This is a genomic window from Hymenobacter sp. BT188, assembly GCF_014333585.1.
Taxonomy (GTDB): Bacteria; Bacteroidota; Bacteroidia; order Cytophagales; family Hymenobacteraceae; genus Hymenobacter.
The window spans coordinates 78193-99081 of the sequence record NZ_JACSCW010000005.1; the positions used below are offsets into that span (position 1 = coordinate 78193).

Consider the following 20889-nt stretch of genomic DNA (forward strand, 5'->3'; position numbering starts at 1 on the left):
ACCTGGAGGCGGTGTAGCGGGTAGTTAGTGCGCTGGTTATCCTTTCTTTGCTGTGCCTATTTACTTTTTGCTCATGCGCTATGATTTTCGCCCGCTTGCCGGGGCTTTTCTGCTGCTTTCCGGACTGCTGTGCGCCTGTAGCGCCGATCAGATTGAGCACATCAAAGACGGGAAGAAAATCGCCATCAAGCTGGAAAACATGGCGGTGAAGCGCATTATGCCCGCCGACTTATTGCGCGCCACGCGCTGGGCCGGCGACTCGCTCACGGCCCACGCTGACCGGGAGCTGCGCCGCGTGCTAACCGTAAAGCTGGCCAACGGCGGCGTAGCGGCGGCCCTCCCCTACTGTCGCCCCGAAACGTTTGTTTCCGTCGATTCATTGGCCAAGGTGCTGGAGGCTACGCCGCGCCGCCTGAGTCAGCGGGCGCGCAACCCACAAAACCAAGCAGATTTGCCCCCCAGCCAGCTCCGGCCCGACACTGCCCGGCTGGTTAGTCGGCTCAACACGGAGCAGTTTAGCTACCAGCGACCTATTATCCTCAACGACCAGCAGTGCCTGCGCTGCCACGGGGAAGTAGGCAAAGACCTAAGCGCCGCCGATTACGCCTTGATTAAGCAGCGGTACCCAGCGGATAAGTCCATGGGGTTTCGGCTGGGTGAGCCAATGGGCGTCTGGCGGGTGCAGCTACAGCGCACCGGCGTAGCGGAGTTTTACACCATGAAAACCCGCAAAATCATGAAGCCGCGCCCCAAGCTGTTTTAGGCGGTGTGGTGCCACGACTCTTTTTGACGCTGAGGGTAGTTTTTAGCTAAGGCTTAGTTTATAGGCAAATTTGCCCCCCGCATTACTTTTCAACCACTTATGTCTACTTCTGCCCCTGTTGTTATCATTGGTGCTGGCCTGGCCGGCTTGGCTTGCGCTAATTATCTGCACCGCGCTGGTCGACCGGTGCTTGTAGTGGATGGCGCCGATGCAGTGGGCGGCCGGGTCCGAACCGACGTCACGCCCGAAGGCTTCCGGCTTGACCGGGGTTTTCAGGTGCTGCTCACGCGCTACCCGGAAGTAGAGCGCCTGCTCGACTATGGCGCGGCCGACTTACGGGCCTTCCGCTCCGGGGCAGTGATTCGTCTGGCCGATGGCCAGGAAACAACCCTACAAAACCCCTTACAGCAGCCGCTAGCTGCTTTTTCAGCGCTAACTTCACCCATTGGCTCCCTCACCGATAAGCTGCGGATTGTGCAGTTGGCACTAGATGTTCGCACCCAAACCAGCCAGCAGCTATTAGCGCGCCCCGCCACCGACACGCTCACCTTTCTGCGACGCTATGGCTGGAGCGAGCAAATAATTGACTCATTTTTTCGACCCTTTTTCGGTGGTGTGTTCCTCGACCGTTCGCTGAGCACGGCCAGCAATTTCTTCGAGTTCGTCTTTCAACAGTTTGTCATTGGCGAAGCCGTGGTGCCGGCCCGCGGCATTCAGCAGATTCCTGAGCAGCTAGCGGCCCGCCTGCCTGCCGGCAGCGTGCGGCTGAACGCGCTGGTGGAGGCCGTGGGGGGCAATTTTGTGCAGCTCAGCAGCGGCGAAACCTTCGCAGCCAGCGCCGTAGTGGTAGCTACCGATGGTGAGACTTCCGCCCAACTTTTGCCCCCCAGTCCGCACACCGCGCCAACTTTAGCCTGGCGGCGCACCACTTGCACTTACTTTTCGGCCGACCGCTCCCCTGGTCGCGGCGATGGCCTGCTCCGGCTGAATGCAGCCTCCAATTGCCTCGCGCACAACGTCAGCTTTCCCAGCGACATAGCGCCCGAAATTGCCCCCCAGGGCCGCACTTTAGTATCGGTGAGCACCCACGGCGAGCACGGCCTTGACGAGCACACACTCACCGAGCGCTTACGCCAGGAGCTGACAGCCTGGTTTGGCCCCGAAGCGGCTCAGTGGCAGCATTTGCGCACTTATCATATTCCGTATGCGCTGCCTGTATATACGGCGGGTCAGACGCCACAGCAGGAGCTAAGGGTGGCCGAGGGCTTGTACCGTTGTGGTGACTACGCGGCCTATCCTTCCCAGAATGCGGCGCTGGCTACAGGTCGCCAAGTGGCGGAGATGCTGCTGGCAAGCTAGTGTAAGAGAGTGATGAAGCTATCAAGAGATAGCAAATACGAGGCGGGTGCTACTTTAGAAAGCTTTGCAATCATGGTTTGACAGCAATTACGCTAGCTGAGTAACTGCCAAACAAACCCAGTCCACTTTGGATATTGTTAGCTACAGGTCCCGGACTTGTCAGCACATTATCGCCGTATGATTGCTTTTTTAACGCCCGTACGTACTCATAATAGGCCTTCGAGATGCGAGCCACGCGCACGTAGGTTGTTTTATCGGCGCTGTTTTCCAGACGGAATTGCAGCCGCAGCGACTGGCCATTAAAGAGTCGATCACTAAAAAAAGACCGGGTTTCCATGCTAAACTCCGCCTCGAAAGGCGAGAGCAGGTTTATGCTTACAGAGCGATTATACGGCTTGTTCTTATTAAACCTATCTATATCCGGAGTATAAGCTTGGATGTAGTAGAAGTTCTCCTGGGCTGGGTCGTCGGCTAACACGAAAGAGGCCTCTACAATAGTAAAATCCGAGTCTAACGACGGCACTTTAGTGGCACTAATCTCGCTTAATTCCGGCGAAGCGGGAAGCTCCGTCGTTGCGCTGGCGCTAGGGTAGCCAGGCGCACTTACCCGCAATTCGTAGGGCTGTAATGGTTGTGGGCGCTCGGTACTACGATACCGTCCGTTGCTCACCTGTTGCAGATTTCCAATGAATTGTCCGCCTTGGTACACCTCCACAATAGCATTTTCGATAGGCGCATAAGCTTGACCAGCAAAGAGACTCTGACTGGCGCTGACATCGACTGAGAATACACTATCCGGATTTATGACGCTGTTAATTGCAAGCAGCGGCTCTGGCTCTGGCAACTCTAGCTCTACTATCGTTTCGCAGCCCGTCAGCGTCATAACCAACGCCGGCAGCCAATATTTCAGGCCAATCAAACGGCTCATCTGCCCTTTATTAGAAAGTAAAGCCATAGCTAAAGGAAGGTAAAACAGGAAACAGAGAGACCTGATATAGGCGCCGAGGCGTGCTACTGCCAGCCACTGCATTGCTGAGGCGCACGAAGTAGGGGTTCTTGCGATTGTAGGCATTGTACACCGATACATTCCAGGTGCGCTCGCCCCACTTTTTTTTCTTGGTGTGCGTCAGGCTCAGGTCCAGGCGGTGATAGGCACCCAGCCGATAGTTGTTGCGCTCCCCGATGTAGTCCACCGTCTGCACGGATGGCGTGCTAGTGCCCGGCTGATAGATCGGCTCATTATACGCCTGATAAGAAGTAGTGGGCAGTGTCGTCGCGAAGCCCGTACGATACATAAAATTGCCCCCCAGTGTTAGGCGCTCCGTGAGTTGGTGGTTCGCCACCAGGGAAAGGCTGTGGCGGCTGTCGTAGCTGTAAGGATACTTTTGGTCGAAGTTGATACCCGGCAACTCCCGCCACGACCAAGCCAGTGTGTAGCCTAGCCAGCCGGTGGTTTTGCCTTGGCGCTTGCGTAGCAGCCACTCCGAGCCATAGCTCCAGCCTTTCCCGCTGACAAGGCGTTCTTCATAAGGTGCCGAAACCAGATTAGCAAAGTTGGTCTGGGGGCCATTTCTAAAGAAATCAGAAATAAAATCAGCGCCGTCTTTAAACTCCGTTACGTCGCGTAGTTGCTTGTAATAGGCATCGGAGGTCAGCTCCCACTGAGTGCCTACGTTCGTGGCCGCACCCAAGGTAGCTTGCCACGAGCGTTGCGGCTTCACTTTGTCGGTGGCCGGCACCCAAATATCCGTGGGGTTGCCCGTTGAGACGTTACTGAGCAGGTGTAGATACTGCGCCATCGTGACGTAAGAGGCACGCAAGCTAAAGCCGCTGGCCGCCTTGTAGCCAACGGCTAGGCGCGGCTGTAAGGAAGAGTAAAAGGTGCCATTCACCCCGAAGCCTGATGCGTGCAGGCCGATGCTCGCTTGCATTCGCTTGCTTAGCTGCACCCGGTCTTCGGCGTAGATATATACTTCCTGGGCCCGGATGCGGGAGAATGCATTGGAGGTAAACGTGAGACCACCCGTCTTCAACACAAAGGCTTCGGGGCTGAATGCGTGCAAGGTGTAGTTAGCCCCAAACCGTACGCTGTGTCGGGCGTTCACGTAATAATCAGCGTCCACTTTTGCCCCCCAGTCGATAATGCTGGACTTATAATCGGAAGAGCGGTTGATTTGAAGCTCGCTCACTTGCTGCGTAAGCTCCGACCGTTGACCGAAACTGTACCGGCTGTGAATGAGCGTAACGTTGCTGAACAGCCGCGGGCTGAAGGTGTGATTCCAGCGCAAGGCGCCGGTTACATTGCCCCAGCGCATGGCAAACTTCTGCTTTTCGACCTGATTGGCGTCGCCAAATTTCTGCTTATCCGAAAACTTGTCTTGGCCACCATACACACTCAGGAAAACCTTGTCCTTGGGTGAAAAGGTATGATTCACTTTTGCGTTCAGGTCGTAAAAGTGGTAGTTGCTCAGCGCCTCGCCACTGAGAGCCGCCGCAGTGGCGGTCAGCAAGTCGAGGTTAGTGCGCCGTGCCGCCAGCAAGAATGAAGTCTTCTCATTTTTGATAGGTCCTTCCAGCAATAGCTTCGAGGATATCAGACCAATCGCTCCTTCGCCGCCAAACTGCTGGTTATTACCCTCCTTCAATCGTACGTCTACCACCGAGGATAACCGACCACCATATTGCGCTGGAAAGCTTCCTTTGATCAGGTCCACGCTTTTTACGGCATCCGGATTAAAGACCGAAAACGTGCCTAGCAGATGCGACACGTTGTACACCGGCACGCCATCCAGCAATACTAAGTTCTGCTCCGGTCCGCCGCCCCGCACGCTCAAGTCGGAAGAGCCTTCGCGGCCGGCCTGCACTCCCGGCAGCAATTGCAAGGCTTTAACAGCATCCGCCTCCCCCATCAGGCGAGGCAGCTGCTTGAGCTCCGCACCGCGCAACGACAGTCTATTTGCCTGGTCCAAATCAGTAGCCTGCTCACCTGTTACTTGTACCTCGGCCAGTTCCCGCGCCAGGGGTTGCAGTTGCAAAGCAATCACCGTATCACGCCGAATCGTACCGAGCGGCACATCCAGCGGGGCGTAGCCCAGGTAGCGCACCTGCAGCTGCGCCGGACCGGCGGGTAGGCGTAAGGAATAAAACCCGTACGTGTTTGCGCTAACGCCACCTGTCAGTTCCCCGGCCAGCAAAACGCTTGCGCCAATCAAGGCTTCGCCCGAGGTGTTATCGGTCACGTGGCCGCTGATGGTTATTCCCTTCTTTACCTTATTAGGGTTAATCTGGGGGGCAAATTGTAGCACCACCTGCGGACCAATAAGTTGATAGCGAATACCGGAGCCTTGAAATAGTTGGTCGAGCACTTGCCGCAAGGGCTGCTGTTCGGCCTGCAAGCTCACCTTCCGTTGTAGGGGTAGCAGGTCGGGCGCGTAGGAAAAGCTTAGGTGATACGTTGTGGCCAAGTCCGTCAGTACTTGCTGAACCGAGCTGTCAGTCGCCTTCACTGATACGCGTTGATCCAGTGGTGAAGTTTGACCAAGAGCCGAGATTATCACGGCTATCCAGCCAATGACACTACACAGTAGATGTCTTCTCATAAAGTGATAAAAACCTGTTATAGCTTAACTAGCGATTTTGACAGCCGGGCCCCCGGAGCTGATAAACCTGCGCGACTGGCTTGGTATAGCGCAGTTGCAGAGTGGCTTCCAACACTTGCAGCACCTCTTTTAAGGGCGCACGATTGAAGGTGCCCGTGAAGCGGCAGGTTGCCAATGCCGTATCCGAGAGCCGAATTGTGACGCCATAGTAGTGCTCCAGCGCCGGCAATACCTCGCTGAGCGGCTGGCCAGCGAACCGTAGCTGCCCCGACTGCCAGGCCCAAGCATTTTCATCGGCCACGCGCCTCTTGGTAATTCGATTAGTTTGCTTTTCCAGCACCGCTCCATAGCCCGGTGTTACAATCGCTGCCGTGCCCTGCTTACTGGTGAAGGCCACCTTACCCGTAGCCACTGTCAACTCAACTGCCCCGTCGGTTGGGTAAGCCCGCAGATTGAAAGAAGTACCCAGCACTTTCGTTGTGGCTGGCCCCGTTTCGACAACAAACGGCTGCTGTGGATTGCGACGCACTTGAAAAAAGGCTTCCCCTTCTAGCTTCACTGAGCGCTCCGACTTATCAAACTTACTTGCGTAAGTAAGTGTGCTGCCTTCATTGAGCCATACTCGGCTACTATCCGGCAGCACGATTTCCATCCGCTTCTTCCCTGACCTTACCACCTGCATAGCAGCACTGGAGAAGAAGTAGCCATACATGAACCAGCCAAGACCTATTAGCACGAGCACCGAAGCTGCTATCCGCATCGCATACGAGTACAGCGGTATCACTTTAGGGGCTGCCGGCTCAATTTCAGGTTGTAATTGAATCTTAGCACTTACCTGCTGCCAGGCTGCATCAACATCTATTGCCCCAGCGATGGGTGACGCAGTTTTCTCCCAAAGCTGTTTCTGCTGTTGATATTGGGTTTCGTGGGCTGGTTGCGCTGCTCGCCACTGCCGTAGCTCCTGTTGCTCGGCCAGCGTAGCCGTATTCGCGAACTCACGGGCTGCCAGGTCCCAGTAGTAAGTATCCAAATGAGTAGATGGTAAACGGTTAATGAAACCACTCTCTCCCTTCTCTACTGCGCCGAGAAAGGCCTTTTAGGTGGTCTCTGCTTCTATGACCAGTGAAAGCCACCGCACCGCTACTCGCTCCGCAAAAATTTTATTATTTATTACTAAAAAGCCCCCCAGACAGATTTTTTACCCTTATTTATTCAGCTAACAAGGAATAAAAGCAGCCAATTCAGCAGCGCCTGTCGAAGAATGCTAAGTGCTTTTTTAATATGATTATCCACGGTATTGGGCGAAATACCCAGAAAGTCAGCAATCTCCTGGTGGCTCATCTCCTCGTAGCGGCTTAGCAGAAATACCTTTCGGCACATGGGCGGCAACGTAGCCAGTGCGAGATCCAATTGCTGCTGAAGCTCTTCCAACTGCAAAGCTTGATCGGCGGAGCTAGTCGTGAGGGGTTGTTGGGCTCCATACTGTATAGCCAGCACGCTACGCCGCTTTTGTATGCTTACTGCATTAAGCGCCTTATTAATAACGGCTTTATAGAGATATGCTTCAGGGGCTTGAATACTCAGCCGTTGCTCACTGTTCCAGTAGCTCACAAATACCTCCTGCACAATGTCCTCGGCCACAGATAAGTCGCGGGTGATGCGCTGCACCCGCTGACATAGAAGCGGGTAATTACGCCGAAATAACTCCTCAAAGCGCGTAAGTTCTTCCAGATTATCCGGCACTGTAGGAAGTAAAAAGCATAATCAGATCTATAATACAAGATCTTCTTTTTGTTGACTTATATATTATTATAGCTCTGCTGAAGAGGCACAATGCTAAACAAGGCGAAGCTTGTAAGCCAGCCAAAAGTACGTATCGCAAAGAACGCCCATTTCCCTCAACACGAAAAAGCCCGACTCCATGTGGAATCGGGCTTTTTTGCGATTGAAGAAACTTCGGGATTATTTAGCTTTCTCGCGCTTCTCCTTGATTTTCATCTTCTTACCGTCCTCCGATTTCATCTTCCGCTTGGCCTTTTTGTCGGTAGCAGGAGCTTCTTCGGGGGCCGCGGGCGCTACCACGTTGTAGGAAGCGGACATATCCGCTTTGACGGGGGTGCCATCCAGGTCCAGCTCGATGACCTCGTAGCCTAGCTTCTGGAGTTCGGGCAGTTGCTGCTTGTCGCCGGTTACCACCAGCACCATGCTTTCTAAGGGCAGGTATTTCTCGGCGCTGGCCTTCGCGTCTTCTTTGGTCAGGTTCTGCAAGATCTCGGTCTGCTTTTTCAGGTAGTCGGGGCTCAAATCATACTCGAGCAAGCGACCCAGGAACGCCGCTTTTTGCTGCCCCGTCTCGTAGAGACGCGCATCGCTTTGCCCTACCGATGACTTCAGAAAGGCGAGTTCCTCGTCGGTAATGCCTTTTTTACGGTAATCATCAATCTCCTTTACAAACTCCTTGACGGAAGCAGCAGTAGCATCAGCCCGTACGCCAGCAGCGGCCGTAAATGGTCCAGCGTAGCGGCTACCGGAGTAGCCCGAGCGGGCGCCGTAGGTGTAGCCTTTGTCTTCACGCAGGTTCAGGTTGATGCGCGAGTTGAAAGCACCCCCCAGAATGTAGTTAGACAAATACGCTTTGTAGTAGTCACCCGTCGCATCGTAAGGCAGGGCCAGGTAGCCAATGCGAATTTCCGATTGGGCCGCGCCGTCCTTGTTGACAAAGTAGAGCTTGGTCTTGTCGGGCTTGGAGGCTACCGTCGCCGCAGGCAGGGCCACTTCTTTGCGGCTCCAGTTCTCCAGGAAGCTCAGCTTCGGCAGCAGCGCTTTCTGATCTACATCCCCGACAGCTACCAAATGGGAGATGTTCGGCGCATAGTTCTTGGCATAAAACTGCTTTACGTCCTCCAGAGAGATGTTCTGCACCGAGTTCTGCGTGCCGCTAACAGGAATGCTCATGATATCATCGTTACCGTAGAGCAAGCGGCTGTAGGTCTTATCAGCAATGACCACGGGCTGAGTATTCTGGTTGGCAATATTTTCCAGGGTCTGCTTTTTGATGCGAGCGAAGTCGGCGGCATCAAAGCGCGGGCGCATCAGGCGCTCTTCCACCAAGGCCATGGTCTGGTCCAGGTTTTTGGTCAACGACTGAATATACACCGTCGTGTTGTCGGCACCGGCGCTAACCTGCACGGTGCTGCCTAAGCGGTCGAGGGCGGCACTAAATTCTTCCCCAGTGTATTTCTGGGAGCCTTCGTTGAGCATAGCCGCTGTCAAGGATGCAATACCTGCTTTGGTACGGTCAGCTTGCTCTAGGCGGTGGCCACCGCGAATGGTCAGCAGCATGGTCACCGAGGGAATCTCCGTGTTACGGGTACCCATCACGCGCAGGCCATTCTTAAACTGCTCCTGCCACACAGCGGGCACCTGCACCACCGGGTTAGTACCACTCTTGGGCTGCTTACTGCGGTCAAACGTATCGGTCGCTTTGGCGTATGTCAGGCCTTTGTAGATATCAGCCGGAGCCTTATAGCCTTCTTTCGAGATGGTATAGTTGTCGGCCTTCGCTAGCAGGTTAGGCGCTGTTTTCGGTACGACACTCAGAATTACCGCTTTCTTGCCCTTAATGTACTGATTGTACACGCGCACCACATCGGCTTTGGTCAGAGCGCGCAGGCGCTTCAATTCCTCGGTCAAGCGGTTCGGGTTGCCCGTGTACGTCTGGTAGGCCGCCAGTTGCGACACCTTGCCGCTGACGCTGGCTAGGCTATTCACTATATCAGCCTCAGTGCTCGACTTAAAGCGTTGTATTTGCTCGTCGCTCACGCCGGTCTTGTCAAACTCGGCCAGGGTCTGGCGCACAATTACTTCCATGCTGTCCAAGCCTTTGCCCGGAAAACTCAGGGCCGTAATGCCGAACTCGCCGGCCAGCTCTGAAGAGCGGTTAGAAACCGACGCTTGCACGGCTTTCTGGCTCTTCACTAGGTTTTTATAGAGCAAGGAGTTTTTGCCCCGCCCCATAATTTCGGCCAGCGCATCGAGGGCAACTTCGTCGGGGTGGTACTGCGGTACGCTGGGGAATACCATTTGCAGCATCGGGAAGCGCACGTTATCCTGATAGCTTACGTAGCGGTCAGCGGTGAGCTTCGGCGCGGGCAGCTTCATGTTTTCCACGGCCGGGCCACGGCCAATAGAGCCGAAGTATTTCTCCACCAATTTTACTACCTCAGCGGGCTTCACGTCGCCACCGACGGTAATTGTGGCGTTGTTGGGTCCGTACCAGCGCAGGAAGAAGTTTTTCAGGTCATTTACGTCCGAGCGGTCCAGGTCTTCCAGGTAGCCAATGGTCATCCACGAGTACGGATGGCCGTAAGGGTACAGGTTTTTAGATACGTTCTCACCGGCCAAGCCATAAGGGCGGTTGTCGTAGTTCTGACCGCGCTCATTTTTCACGGTAGAGCGCTGTACTTCAAACTTTTGCTGGGTTACCGCATCAAGCAGGAAGCCCATACGATCCGCTTCCAGCCACAGGGCCGTTTCGAGCTGATTGCTGGGTACAGTTTCGTAGTAGTTGGTGCGGTCGCGGTTGGTTGAGCCGTTAAGCGTGCCGCCCGAAGCCGTCACGGTCTTGAAGTGCTGCTCGTCGGCCACGTTGTCGGAGCCCTGGAACATCATGTGCTCGAAAAAGTGAGCGAAGCCCGACTTTCCGATTTCTTCTCGCCCTGAACCTACGTGGTACGTTACGTCAACGTGTACCAGCGGGTCGCTGTGATCTTCGTGCACGAGTAGAGTTAAGCCGTTAGGCAACAGGTATTTCTCGTAAGGAATCACCAGCTCAGTGCCTTTGCGGGCAACTTTCTCCACCAGCTTAGTACCGCCGGTTGCGGCCGCTGGCTTGGTGGTTTTCTTAGGTGCCGGGGTTTGTTGAGCCACCACTGGATTCATCGCCAGTGTGAGGCCCAGGCCTAGCAGCCAAAATGATTTTGGGGTCATAAAAAGTACTTCTTACTGCGTGTGAGAAAAAGGGAATGGTGAGCAAAGACACAGTGCTTTACCGTTAGGACGCACGTACTCCGATCCAAGATTACCTGTTTTTTACCACCTTCTCCAAATAAGACTACTTTGGGGGGCATTTCACCCGCAACTTACTGTAGCTCACAGCCTATTCCCACCGTTTCGACTGAGCTTATTCAGCGAAATCCAAAGCAGAAGCGCTCCTGTCAAGAGAGCATAATCTTTTAAAGGGTTATGGCTGTTGAGAGCGGACAAGCGCGGATATGAAGGTATCTTCGCAGGCTATTTGGCGCTATGCTCTCCCTCGACCTCGACTTTTTACGTCTTTCTTACCGGCCCGATTTACAATTGCTTTTTCTGCGTTGGACGCGGCCCGTATCCACGGCCGAGCATCAGCAGGGATATACGGCTGCGCTGCATCTGGCGCGTTCGGCCAGCGCGGGGCGGTGGCTGGTCGATTTGCGCAGCCGCGGGCTGGCATCGGCCGAAGAATTTGCTTGGGTTTTAACTGAGTTTCGGAGCCGAATGGGAGCGGCATTACCGCATGTTCCGCGCCGTATTGCTTACTTGGTAACGCCTTATCATAGCGAGCTTATTCGGGAGCGCCTGGCTTTGCTGGAGCCAACTTATTCGGTGGCCGTTCAGCAGAGCGCTGCCATTCAGGTGTTTACCGAAGAGCAGCCCGCGCAGCAGTGGCTGCATATGGGTGGAGCCTAGGCCAAGGCCGAAAATTTGCCCCCCAGCGCGGTTTTCAAACGTGTAATCAGCGCCGTTTGATTGGAGTAAGGCCTAACCTTCTGCCCAACGGTAGCGCCGTTCTTTCCACTGTATGTAGCTCGGCCACAGCGTATAAGTCAGCACGACCACCGACATTACGGACAGGTACAGCTCGTAAAGCAGCAGCACCGCCAACGTTTCGCGGCGTCCGACCTGGCGCAAGGTGATATGCAGGAATAGCGTCTGTAACACTAGCTTGGCAGCAAACAAGCTGACAATCAGTGACGGGGCCAGGAAGCCCGGCCAGTACAGCACCATATAAAACAGGCCGTACAAACTAAACAGAGCAGATAGCTGCCAGGGCAAGCGCGTGGCGCCTTTCATCCAGCGCTTCCGCTGACGCAGCAGGTGCATTACCGTTGGTTGGGGGACCGATACGCCCAGCGTGCGTGGGTCCATAAGATTACGATATCCCCACCCCTGCCCTACTATTTGGGCAAACAGCTGCAAGTCCTCGGTAATGCTGAACGCCAGCGCCTCGTAGCCCCCAATCGATTCGTAGGCTTCGCGGGTCACGAGCATGTTGTTGCCCACAGCGGTTACGGGTTGGCCCATTTCGGTGAGCAAGCGAATGATATTCAAGCCAAACAGCCAGTCGAGGCCCTGCAAACGGCCAAACAAGCTGCCGTCGGCCGTAGTGGCCCCCGTCACGACGCCCACGCCAGCAGGAGCCGCCGCCAGCATGGTCTGGACCCAATCGGGCGCCAGCGCCATGTCGGCATCGGTAATAAGAAAAATATCCGCGGTGGCCGCCCGACTCAGGTGAGCCAGCACGTTGCTTTTGCCCTTGGCCGTACCCAGCCGGTGCCGGATAGGAAGCAGCCTAAACTGCGGTTTATCCGCAATAAAGCGTTGTACAACGCCCATGGTATTGTCGGTAGAAGCATCGTCGCCGATCAGGATTTCGAGCTGTTCGGCTGGGTAGTTGAGGCGGGTGAGGGAGGTGAGGCAACGCTCAATGGTAGCTTCCTCGTTGCGGGCGGCAATCAGAATACTCACTTTCGGACACGCCGCGCCCAGTGGAGCAATGTGCTGTACGCGGAGCACGCGGAGCAGAATCAGCGCACATAAACCGAAAAACAACCCAAAGAAAACCGCAGCAATTACCATAAAAGACCCTTTTAATAAAATAGGCCGCGCTCAACTGCGCAGGGCAGGAATGCGGCCGGATAACTCAAAGGAATACGGTCGGTTTTGGGACTAACGTTGCTGGGTAAATGCTGATTTTAACGTCTGATATTCACGTACTAATACGGAGCTTCTACGTCAGGTTGTACTGCTTCCGTTAGCTTCAACTTCATAAAAAAAGCCCCCCAGCTGCCTATCAAAGCTTCTGGGGGGCTTTTTTGGGCAGACGCTCTTATAGTCGCGGATCGGTTTCCACCGGCGCGTCGTAGGCCGGCGTAGTGAGGGCGACAGGCTCCGTGGTCGGGACGCGTATGTCATCTGCGTCATCTACACGCAGGGTAAGTAGGCCGGAGATAATCATAGAAACGCCCCCCAAGATGAGCGTATAGACGGATTCACCGTCAAATACATTCTTGGTAAAAAACCCCAGAATCAGGCCAGCTACTACCTGCGGAATCACAATAAAGAAGTTAAACACGCCCATGTAGTAGCCCATTTTGTTGGCCGGCAGCGCACCGGCCAGCATGGCGTATGGCACTGACAATATGCTGGCCCAGGCAACACCTACTCCCAGCATGGAGAGCAGTAGCATATTCGGGTCCTGAATAAAATAGATTGAAATCAGCCCCACTCCGCCCGCTACCAAGCACAGCATATGCGTGAAGCGGCGGCTGGTAGCCCGAGCTAGGTAAGGAAGCAACAGGGCGGCAATGGCCGACACGCCATTATACACGGCAAAGCAAATGCCCACCCAGTCGGCGCCTTCGTTGTAGAGTTTGGACGTGGCATCGGTGGTGCCGTAGATGTGGCTGGTAACGGCAGGCGTAGTATAAATCCACATGGAGAATAAAGCCAGCCAAGAGAAAAACTGCACCAGTGCTAGCTGACGCATGGTTTTGGGCATGGCAAAAATACCCGCGAAGGACTCCCGCACGCCATTGAAAAAGCCCGCGTTGCGTCGTTTTTCTTCCTCAAACTCCGCCATATTTTCGGGAGGATACTCCCGCGTACGCAGCACCGTCCAGAGCACAGCCAGGAAAAAGGCCGCCCCGCCCATATAAAACGCATACTTCACTGACTGCGGAATCTGGCCGGCAGGCGCCGTATTTGGTACGTCAAACCAATTGGTAAACATCCACGGCAACGACGATGCTACCACGGCTCCTATGCCAATAAAGAACGTTTGGGCGGCAAAACCTGTCGTGCGCTGCTCCGAAGGCAGCAAGTCACCAACCAGCGCACGGAAAGGCTCCATACTGATGTTGATGCTGGAGTCCATAATCCAGAGCATACCAGCGGCCATCCACAGGGCGGTTACGTTGGGCATGGCCAGCAGCGCCAGCGAAGCCAAAATGGCCCCTATCAGGAAGAATGGCCGCCGACGGCCCCAGCGCGGGCTCCAAGTACGGTCGGAGAGGTAGCCGATGATTGGCTGCACCAGCATACCCGTGACCGGGGCGGCCAGCCACAGAAAGGCGATGTTGTCGGCGTCGGCCCCCATCGTCTCGAAGATGCGGCTTACGTTGGCATTCTGGAGCGCAAAGCCAAACTGAATGCCCAGAAAGCCGAAGCTCATATTCCAGATTTGCCAGAAGCTCAGGCGGGGTTTTTCGCGGGCACTTGGGGCGGCTACAACGGGGCTGCTTGCCATGATGGGTGGGAGGTTTGGTGGGGCGTACTAGTTAGTTCAAAAACTCCTTTTTCTCCTTTCTGTGTCCTAATCATGAAGGAGGAGAGGTATTGCTACTGCTTGGGCTTAATCTCAAACACGTAGGCGCTGAGCGGGGCCAATGTCAAATAGAGATTGTCAGTGGGAGGAGCTTCGTTGAGCAAGTCGGTATAGGTGAACTGCTGCTGCGTATTCAGGCCCATGGCAGCCATCGCTTCTTTCGGAATGATGATGGTCGGCTGCATGGTTTTGTCGCGACTGAAGTTAACGACAATCAGTAGTTTCTGCTTATCGGTGTAGCGCAGGAAGCTGTAGGCCTGTTTTTGGTCGTACTCTTTACTGAGGTTGTTGGCATCCTGCAACTCATAGAACTTACCGCGCCGAATGGCGTCGGAGCTGGCCGTAAGGTTGAGCAGGCGCGAGTAGAAGCCGCGAAGCTGACGCTGCTCGGCGCTGAGTCGGCCGCCATCGAACTTGCCGCCGTTCATCCATTTCTGGTGCTCGGGCACACCCCAATAGTCAAAGATGGTGGTGCGGCCATCCTCGCTGCTGAAGCCCTCAGCGCCCCGGCCCGGCTCGCCTACTTCCTGCCCCGAGTAAAGCATTATAGGCCCAGTGGCCAGCGTAGCTGATACCGTCATGGCCGGAATAGCCGTACGCGGGTCGGTAGCAAAATCACGCGAGGCGATGCGCTGCTCGTCGTGGTTTTCCAGAAAGCGCAGCATGTTAGAACTGAAGCCGCGGCTTTCCTCCTTCCAGACCTTGGTGATGTCGTCGGTGTTGCCTTCACCGCGCATAAGGCGGCGCAAGCCGTCGTAGAGGCCTACCTTATCGTAGAGGAAGTCGAATTTTCCCTGCGCGATGTACTGCTTGTATACTCTGGGGTCGTAGGCTTCGGCGATGAAAACCAGGTCGGGCTTTACCTTTTTCACCTCCGGAATTACCCAGGCCCAGAACTCGATAGGCACCATTTCGGCCATATCACACCGGAAGCCATCCACGTCTTTCTTGGCCCAGAAAATCAGGATGTCGCGCATCTTCTTCCACGTGTCGGGTACGGGCTCGAAATGCTTTTTGCGCTCATTCTGGTAGTCGACACCGTAATTAAGCTTAATGGTTTCAAACCAGTCGTTGACGCTTGGCGTGGCCGAAAACACATCGTTGCCGGTTACTTTGGCGGGGTTCTCCGCGAACTTCTTGTCTTCTTTTGGCCCTGCCGCTGCCCCCAGCGGATTGTAGGAAGCAGGCACAACCAACGGTTTGCCGGGCAGGTAATAGAAGTTGTTCTGGGGGGCAAATCCTTTGGTTTTGTCGTCCTTTTCGCCCAAGTCTACCACACCCACCGGCTTCGCATCCGACTTATAAGTGCGGGCTACATGGTTGGGAATGAAGTCAATAAGAAGCTTGAGCTTGTTGTCGTGGGTGCGCTTCACCAAGGCTTCAAACTCTCGCATGCGGTCTTTTACATCTACTGCCAGGTCGGGGTCCACGTCGTAGTAGTCCTTGATGGCATAGGGCGAGCCGGCGCGGCCTTTTACCACATCAGCGTCGTCGAGCGGGATGCCGTACTTAGTGAAGTCGGACATGGTAGCGTGCTCGATAACGCCCGTGTACCACACGTGCGAAACGCCCATTTCCCGAATGGCTTGCAGAGCGGGCGCCGTAATATCATTGAACTTGCCAGTGCCGTTTTCGGCGCTGCTGCCGTAGGGCTTATTCACGGTCTTCTTGTTGCCAAACAGGCGAGGCAGTAACTGATAGATAACGAGCTTGTTATCCTGCGGAGTTTCGTCGGTGGTATTTGGGTCCGGTAGCGTAGTGGTATTGGTCACGGAAACGGAAGATGTCGGAGGAGAAAGCTGGAACGCGGCTAATGCCAGCGCACAAGCGGCAATAGGTAGAAGTTTATGCATCATAGAGAGGCAAGATAGGAAGATAGATAGTTGCTGCTATATAAAGTTGATAAGCTCAACTCTTGCAGTAAGACATGCTGCTGCTTTACAGTCAAATTATACCACAGACTATCAAGCCTTTAATAATCTTGGGTTAGGGGATGGAGCATTAACTCATCGACCACAACATGGGGTGGCGCTTCCAGGATATAGCGGACGGCTTGGGCTACATCAATAGGCCGGAGGTGGGTTTTCTCCGTCTCTGGGCCGCCGGGGTGAGAATCGTTGAAGTACGTATCGACCAGGCCCGGATAGATGGTGCTGACTTTAACCCCATGCGGACGCATTTCTTTGCGCAGGGCACTGAGTACGGCATCTTGAGCATATTTGCTGGCGCCATATGCCGCGCCCGTGACAAAGGTGCGCTTCGAAACATCGGAAGCAATGCCCACGATGTGGCCGTAGCCTTGCAACTTGAAGTGAGGCGCGGCGGCTTTGCACACCAAAAAGGTGCCCTTCACATTTACTCTAAAAATACGGTCCCACTCGGCGGAATCCACGTTTTCGAGCAAGTTGAAACTGCCCACACCCGCGTTGCAGATAATCATATCGAGGCGGCCGTAGTGGCGCAGGGCTACTTCAACGATGTTTTGGGCATCATCCTCATCTGATATGTCGGCGGGTACGGCTAAGCCGTTGATTTTGTGGGCTACATCGAGCAGATCGTCGGCGGAACGGGCCACGCACACCACTTTGGCCCCCTGCATAGCCAGCAGCAACGCAATAGCCCGGCCGATGCCCCGGCTGGCCCCCGTGACGATGGCAACTTTATCGGTGAGGTCGGTCATATGGTTCTGTTAAGTTGAACTCGCCGAAGGCGCTGAAGAAGCATACTTTCCCTGTAACTCCTTGACCCCTCGAAAGATGGAAGTTTCAAGATACAGAACATTAAGGTTTATTCTTAACGATTTGCCATGTAAATATCAGCGCCTTCGGCGGGCGGCGGCCTCCACAAGCTACCGCTTCAACTCCAGTACCCAAGCCGTTTGCGCCGGAATACGCAACGTTTTCAAGTCCGCTATTGTAGCCCCCGAAACCACGTTGGTGGCAGAGGTAAAGCCGGTCAGGCGTTCGGCAAAACGCCCCCCATCTACGGTTTTCTCCTGCTTGTTGGCGTTCATCATTACCATCACCGTTTCGCCCTTATCGTTGTAGCGGAAGTAGGTGTACACGCCATCCTCTGGAATGTAGTGCATGAGCTTGCCACTGTGCAAAGCCGGGTGGGCCTTGCGGTAGTTGGCCAGCTTGCTTACCAGCGTAAATACCTCTTGCTCAGGCACTGTGCGGCCTGCGGCCGTAAACTTGTTCTCCTTATCACCGGGAAAGCCCCCTGGAAAGTCGGCGCGCACGAGGCCGTCGGGGTTGGAGAAGTTTTTCATCAGAATCTCGGTGCCGTAGTAGAGCTGCGGGATGCCACGGCAGGTCAGCAGCCAAGTGAGGGCCATTTTCTGCTTGTTCACGTCTTCGCCCAGCACCGAGAAAATCCGGCTCAGGTCGTGGTTGTCGAGGAAGATGACGTTGCGATTCGGATTCTCATACAGCCAGTCGCTTTGGAGGGTATAGTAGATCTTTGAAATGCCTTCCGACCAGCCGGGCTCCTTGTTTAGCGCATCCTGAATGGAGTAATACAGCATGAAATCAGTGACGCCGTTCAGGTTGCTCTTGAAGCCATTGACAGCCGGAAAGGCATTGCGCGACCAAAATGCCTGCTGCGACACGCCTTCGGCATATTGCACCCAGGTTTCGCCAAACATCCCCAGCTGCGGGTATTCGTCCTGAATAGCCTTGCCCCATTTCATCAGAAAGCTTGGCTCCGAATATGGGTACGTGTCAATGCGGTAGCCGTCGAGGCCGGTGTATTCTACCCACCACAGAAAGTTCTGAATCAGGTAGGTAGCCACTAGCGGGTTTTCCTGGGCTGGGTCGGGCATGGTGGTATCGAACCACGTGGTATTGAACAGCTTGCGGTCCTCGGCGGAAGCGTAGGGGTCGTTCACGGTGCCGTCGCGGTAGTTGCCACGCGTGAAGGTGGGCCACTGATGAAACCAGTCTTTGGCCGGTTGATCCAAATAGAGGTAGTTTTTGCTGCCCATGTGGTTGAGCACCACATCGTGAATCACCTTCAGCCCATTTTGGTGGGCATTACGCACAAAGTTTACGTAGTCTTCATTGGTGCCGTAGCGGGGGTCCACGGCGTAATAATCGGTGAGGGCGTAGCCGTGGTAGCTGGCCTTGGGCATGTCGTTTTCGACGATGGGCGTGGGCCAGATAGCCGTGACACCCAGCTCTTTGAGGTAGTCGAAGTGGTTTTCAATGCCTTTTATGTCGCCGCCGTGGCGGGCGTACATGGAGTCGCGCGCTACGCGGTTCACCATGGTGCCTTTCACCACGTCGTTCTTCGGGTCGCCGTTGGCGAAGCGGTCGGGCATGAGCAGGTACACGAAATCGGCGCTCGTAACGCCCTGAATACGTCCGGCTTCCGTGCTGCGGGCGCGCAGTTCGTACTCGTATTTGATCTTTCGCTCGCCCTGAAACTCCAGCGGCAACTTGCCCGGTTTGGTGTTGGCATTTATGGTCAGATTGACGAGCAGATAGTTCGGATTCTCCAGCTTTTGGGTGCCATCCAGAGTCACGCCGTCGTACTTCAGACTGACTTTACTAGAGCCTATTTTTGGACCATACACCAGCAATTGCAGCTTCGGATTCTTCATGCCCACCCACCAAAACGTGGGGTCGATACGGGTGATGGGGCCGGCTTTTTTCTTCGATGCAGTGATAGACGCTACCTCGGGCGTGGCCACGGCAACAGCTGAGGTAGCCGTCAGCAAACCAGACGTGAGGAGAAGCAAAACGCGAAAAAATCTCATAGGGTTAGTAGGAATAGGCATGAGTGGGGTGGCAAGGTAAGCACATTCGGAAAGTACTCTAGTATTGATGGAGGTCTTTGCGAGCATTGTTAAGTTAAGAAAAAAGCCCCCCAACCTAGGCTGGGGGGCTTTTTTAAGCAATGTAAAGCTATAGGTTACTGTAGCTTAGCCAACCACAGTGAGGCATTCATGTGCAGGCGCGAGTGGCTCGCGTTTTCGGTCCAGCCGTAGTACACGGTGTTGCCGGGCGAGCCGGTGCCGTCGTCCGCGGGCGATGAGTCGCCAACAATAACCACGCGGCCGGTGCCAAAGGTGCTGCTGGCGGCCATTGCCAGGTTGTTGCCCTGGGTAGAGTTGGTGCGCCAAATGAGGCCCTGCACGGTAGAGTTGGCCGTTGGGTTCAGGGTCATGCTGGCGCCATTGTGGAAAGACAGCTGACTAACAGCACCTTGCGAACCATTTAGAATAGTATTGGTACTGGATACGCGTACGTTGCGGCTATCTTCGGAGAAGTTATCCAGGTTTACTTTGAAGCCGAAGGGGTCAGCCTGCACCGAGTTGTTCGCCATCAAATCATTCCATATATCCGGCGAATCGTAGCCGTCGTTGTTGCGGTCGGAGATGTCGTGGTCGGAAATCATGAACAGACCGCCGCCATTTTGCACGAAGCGCACAATGGCCGTTTTCTCCGCCGCCGTAAACAGAACGTTCGGCTCATCGACTACAAAAACGCTGTAGTTGGCCAAGTCCTGCGGGTTGGAAGTATTGCCGTAAGTAAGAGCCGCGCCCACTGGCAGCTGCTCTACTTGGTGGCCGAGCTTGGCCAGTGCCACTCCCCAAGCCGAAATAGCGCCCGTCCAGTAGGTTTCGGGAGTAGTGCTCGTGATGCCGCTTTGGGCCGGTGAGGGGAAGCGCACGGCAACCCCGTTTTCTACGTCGAGCACCCAGTCGGCATTGCCGGCCAGCTCGCCGTGCGAGCCGTCAAACAAGAACTTTTTGCCCCCCGTGGTCGGTGGCGGCGTGGTAGTGGTGCCGTATTGCTCCACGGCAATGTTGTCTAAGTTGATGCGGAAGGTGCCACCCGACACTTTCCGAATTTGCAGGCGCACATTACCGCTCCGGTTCACGGCGAATGTGGCCGTTTGCAGCGCGCTGCTACTGGTGGTGATAGTAGATCCTACTTTGGTGTAAGCGCCGCTATTCACCGATACCCACAACTCCCAGGTGCTGGTGCCATCGGTGCCGTACTTGGCGTGGCTGATGCTCACAGCGCCAGCGCCGGTAGTGGCATCAAAGTTCATGGTGAGCGAGCCCACATTACGTACCCGCGCCGATTGGGCGCCGCTTTTGGCATCGGCGGTAGTGTTGCCGATAAGGGCGTCATTCAGCGTCCAGGAGCCCGAACCGAGCGTGACGGAACCAGTGGTGTAAGCGGTTTTGGTACCCGTTTCGAAGGTTTCGGGAAATCCGGCCGAGCTTACGTCTTGCGGCGTGTTGGTAGTCGTGACGGTAGAAGCCTGTGGGCTAAGGTCTTCTACTTTGGCGCAGGCTACGGATAAGGCCAGCAGCGCGGCGGTGAGTACGCGTGATAGTTTCATAGACGGAGATAAGGATGGGAAAGAAGAGCTGTCGGGTAAAAGTACCGGTTTAGTGCAGGGCAAAGTGTAATGACATAATTATGTTTTAGTTACTAAATCCTATTTATGAGCGAATTATGCTTCTCTTTTAGGGTAACAACTACCCTTAAAACACCAACCCTTTCTGC

At 54.9% G+C, this 20889-nt stretch carries 14 protein-coding genes; 3 read left to right on the plus strand and 11 right to left on the minus strand.

All coding sequences use genetic code 11. The features are described from left to right. Positions 1–73: 73 nt before the first annotated feature. Positions 74–763 carry a DUF3365 domain-containing protein gene (locus H8B13_RS15130; RefSeq protein ID WP_187311666.1) on the plus strand — a complete coding sequence of 230 codons (690 nt, stop codon included), beginning with the start codon at positions 74–76 and terminating at the stop codon, positions 761–763. Positions 764–862: 99 nt separating this feature from the next. After that, positions 863–2122: a protoporphyrinogen/coproporphyrinogen oxidase gene (locus tag H8B13_RS15135; protein ID WP_187311667.1), complete on the plus strand. Its 1260-nt coding sequence runs from the start codon at positions 863–865 to the stop codon at positions 2120–2122. A 70-nt stretch (positions 2123–2192) separates the two neighbouring features. Here H8B13_RS15135 and H8B13_RS15140 read toward each other — a convergent pair whose 3' ends face one another. The 5 genes from H8B13_RS15140 to H8B13_RS15160 form a co-directional block, all read right to left on the minus strand. Beyond that, complete coding sequence (locus tag H8B13_RS15140) at positions 2193–3077, minus strand: DUF4249 domain-containing protein (RefSeq protein WP_187311668.1); 885 nt, start codon at positions 3075–3077, stop codon at positions 2193–2195. After that, positions 3061–5721, minus strand: a complete 2661-nt coding sequence (locus H8B13_RS15145) for a TonB-dependent receptor (RefSeq protein ID WP_187311669.1) — start codon at positions 5719–5721, stop codon at positions 3061–3063. Before H8B13_RS15145 ends, H8B13_RS15140 begins: the two co-directional genes overlap by 17 nt. A gap of 28 nt (positions 5722–5749) precedes the next feature. Further along, positions 5750–6751 carry a FecR family protein gene (locus tag H8B13_RS15150; RefSeq protein WP_187311670.1) on the minus strand — a complete coding sequence of 334 codons (1002 nt, stop codon included), beginning with the start codon at positions 6749–6751 and terminating at the stop codon, positions 5750–5752. Positions 6752–6933: 182 nt separating this feature from the next. Then, positions 6934–7464 (minus strand): RNA polymerase sigma-70 factor, encoded by a 531-nt coding sequence (locus H8B13_RS15155; RefSeq protein ID WP_187311671.1) that lies wholly within the window; start codon positions 7462–7464, stop codon positions 6934–6936. A gap of 219 nt (positions 7465–7683) precedes the next feature. Further along, positions 7684–10710: a M16 family metallopeptidase gene (locus H8B13_RS15160; protein WP_187311672.1), complete on the minus strand. Its 3027-nt coding sequence runs from the start codon at positions 10708–10710 to the stop codon at positions 7684–7686. Positions 10711–11025: 315 nt separating this feature from the next. On the opposite strand from H8B13_RS15160, the gene H8B13_RS15165 reads away from it, so the two are divergent. After that, complete coding sequence (locus tag H8B13_RS15165; protein ID WP_187311673.1) at positions 11026–11448, plus strand: hypothetical protein; 423 nt, start codon at positions 11026–11028, stop codon at positions 11446–11448. Positions 11449–11520: 72 nt separating this feature from the next. Here the strand turns inward: H8B13_RS15165 and H8B13_RS15170 are convergent, their stop codons facing one another. The 6 genes from H8B13_RS15170 to H8B13_RS15195 all read right to left on the minus strand — a co-directional run bounded on the left by H8B13_RS15170 (position 11521) and on the right by H8B13_RS15195 (position 20722). Beyond that, positions 11521–12618: a glycosyltransferase gene (locus H8B13_RS15170; protein WP_187311674.1), complete on the minus strand. Its 1098-nt coding sequence runs from the start codon at positions 12616–12618 to the stop codon at positions 11521–11523. 250 nt (positions 12619–12868) lie between these two features. Continuing rightward, positions 12869–14287, minus strand: coding sequence for an MFS transporter (locus H8B13_RS15175; RefSeq protein WP_261990405.1), 1419 nt, complete (start codon positions 14285–14287; stop codon positions 12869–12871). A 92-nt stretch (positions 14288–14379) separates the two neighbouring features. Then, complete coding sequence (locus tag H8B13_RS15180; RefSeq protein ID WP_187311968.1) at positions 14380–16218, minus strand: alpha-amylase family protein; 1839 nt, start codon at positions 16216–16218, stop codon at positions 14380–14382. Between the two features lie 119 nt (positions 16219–16337). Next, the gene (locus H8B13_RS15185; RefSeq protein WP_187311675.1) at positions 16338–17045 is read right to left on the minus strand and encodes an SDR family oxidoreductase; all 708 of its coding nucleotides are present in this window, start codon (positions 17043–17045) and stop codon (positions 16338–16340) included. 168 nt (positions 17046–17213) lie between these two features. Next, entirely contained in the window at positions 17214–19124 is a 1911-nt protein-coding gene (locus tag H8B13_RS15190) for a glycoside hydrolase family 13 protein (protein ID WP_187311676.1), read from the minus strand. Between the two features lie 155 nt (positions 19125–19279). Further along, entirely contained in the window at positions 19280–20722 is a 1443-nt protein-coding gene (locus H8B13_RS15195) for a hydrolase (protein WP_187311677.1), read from the minus strand. Positions 20723–20889: the final 167 nt, after the last annotated feature.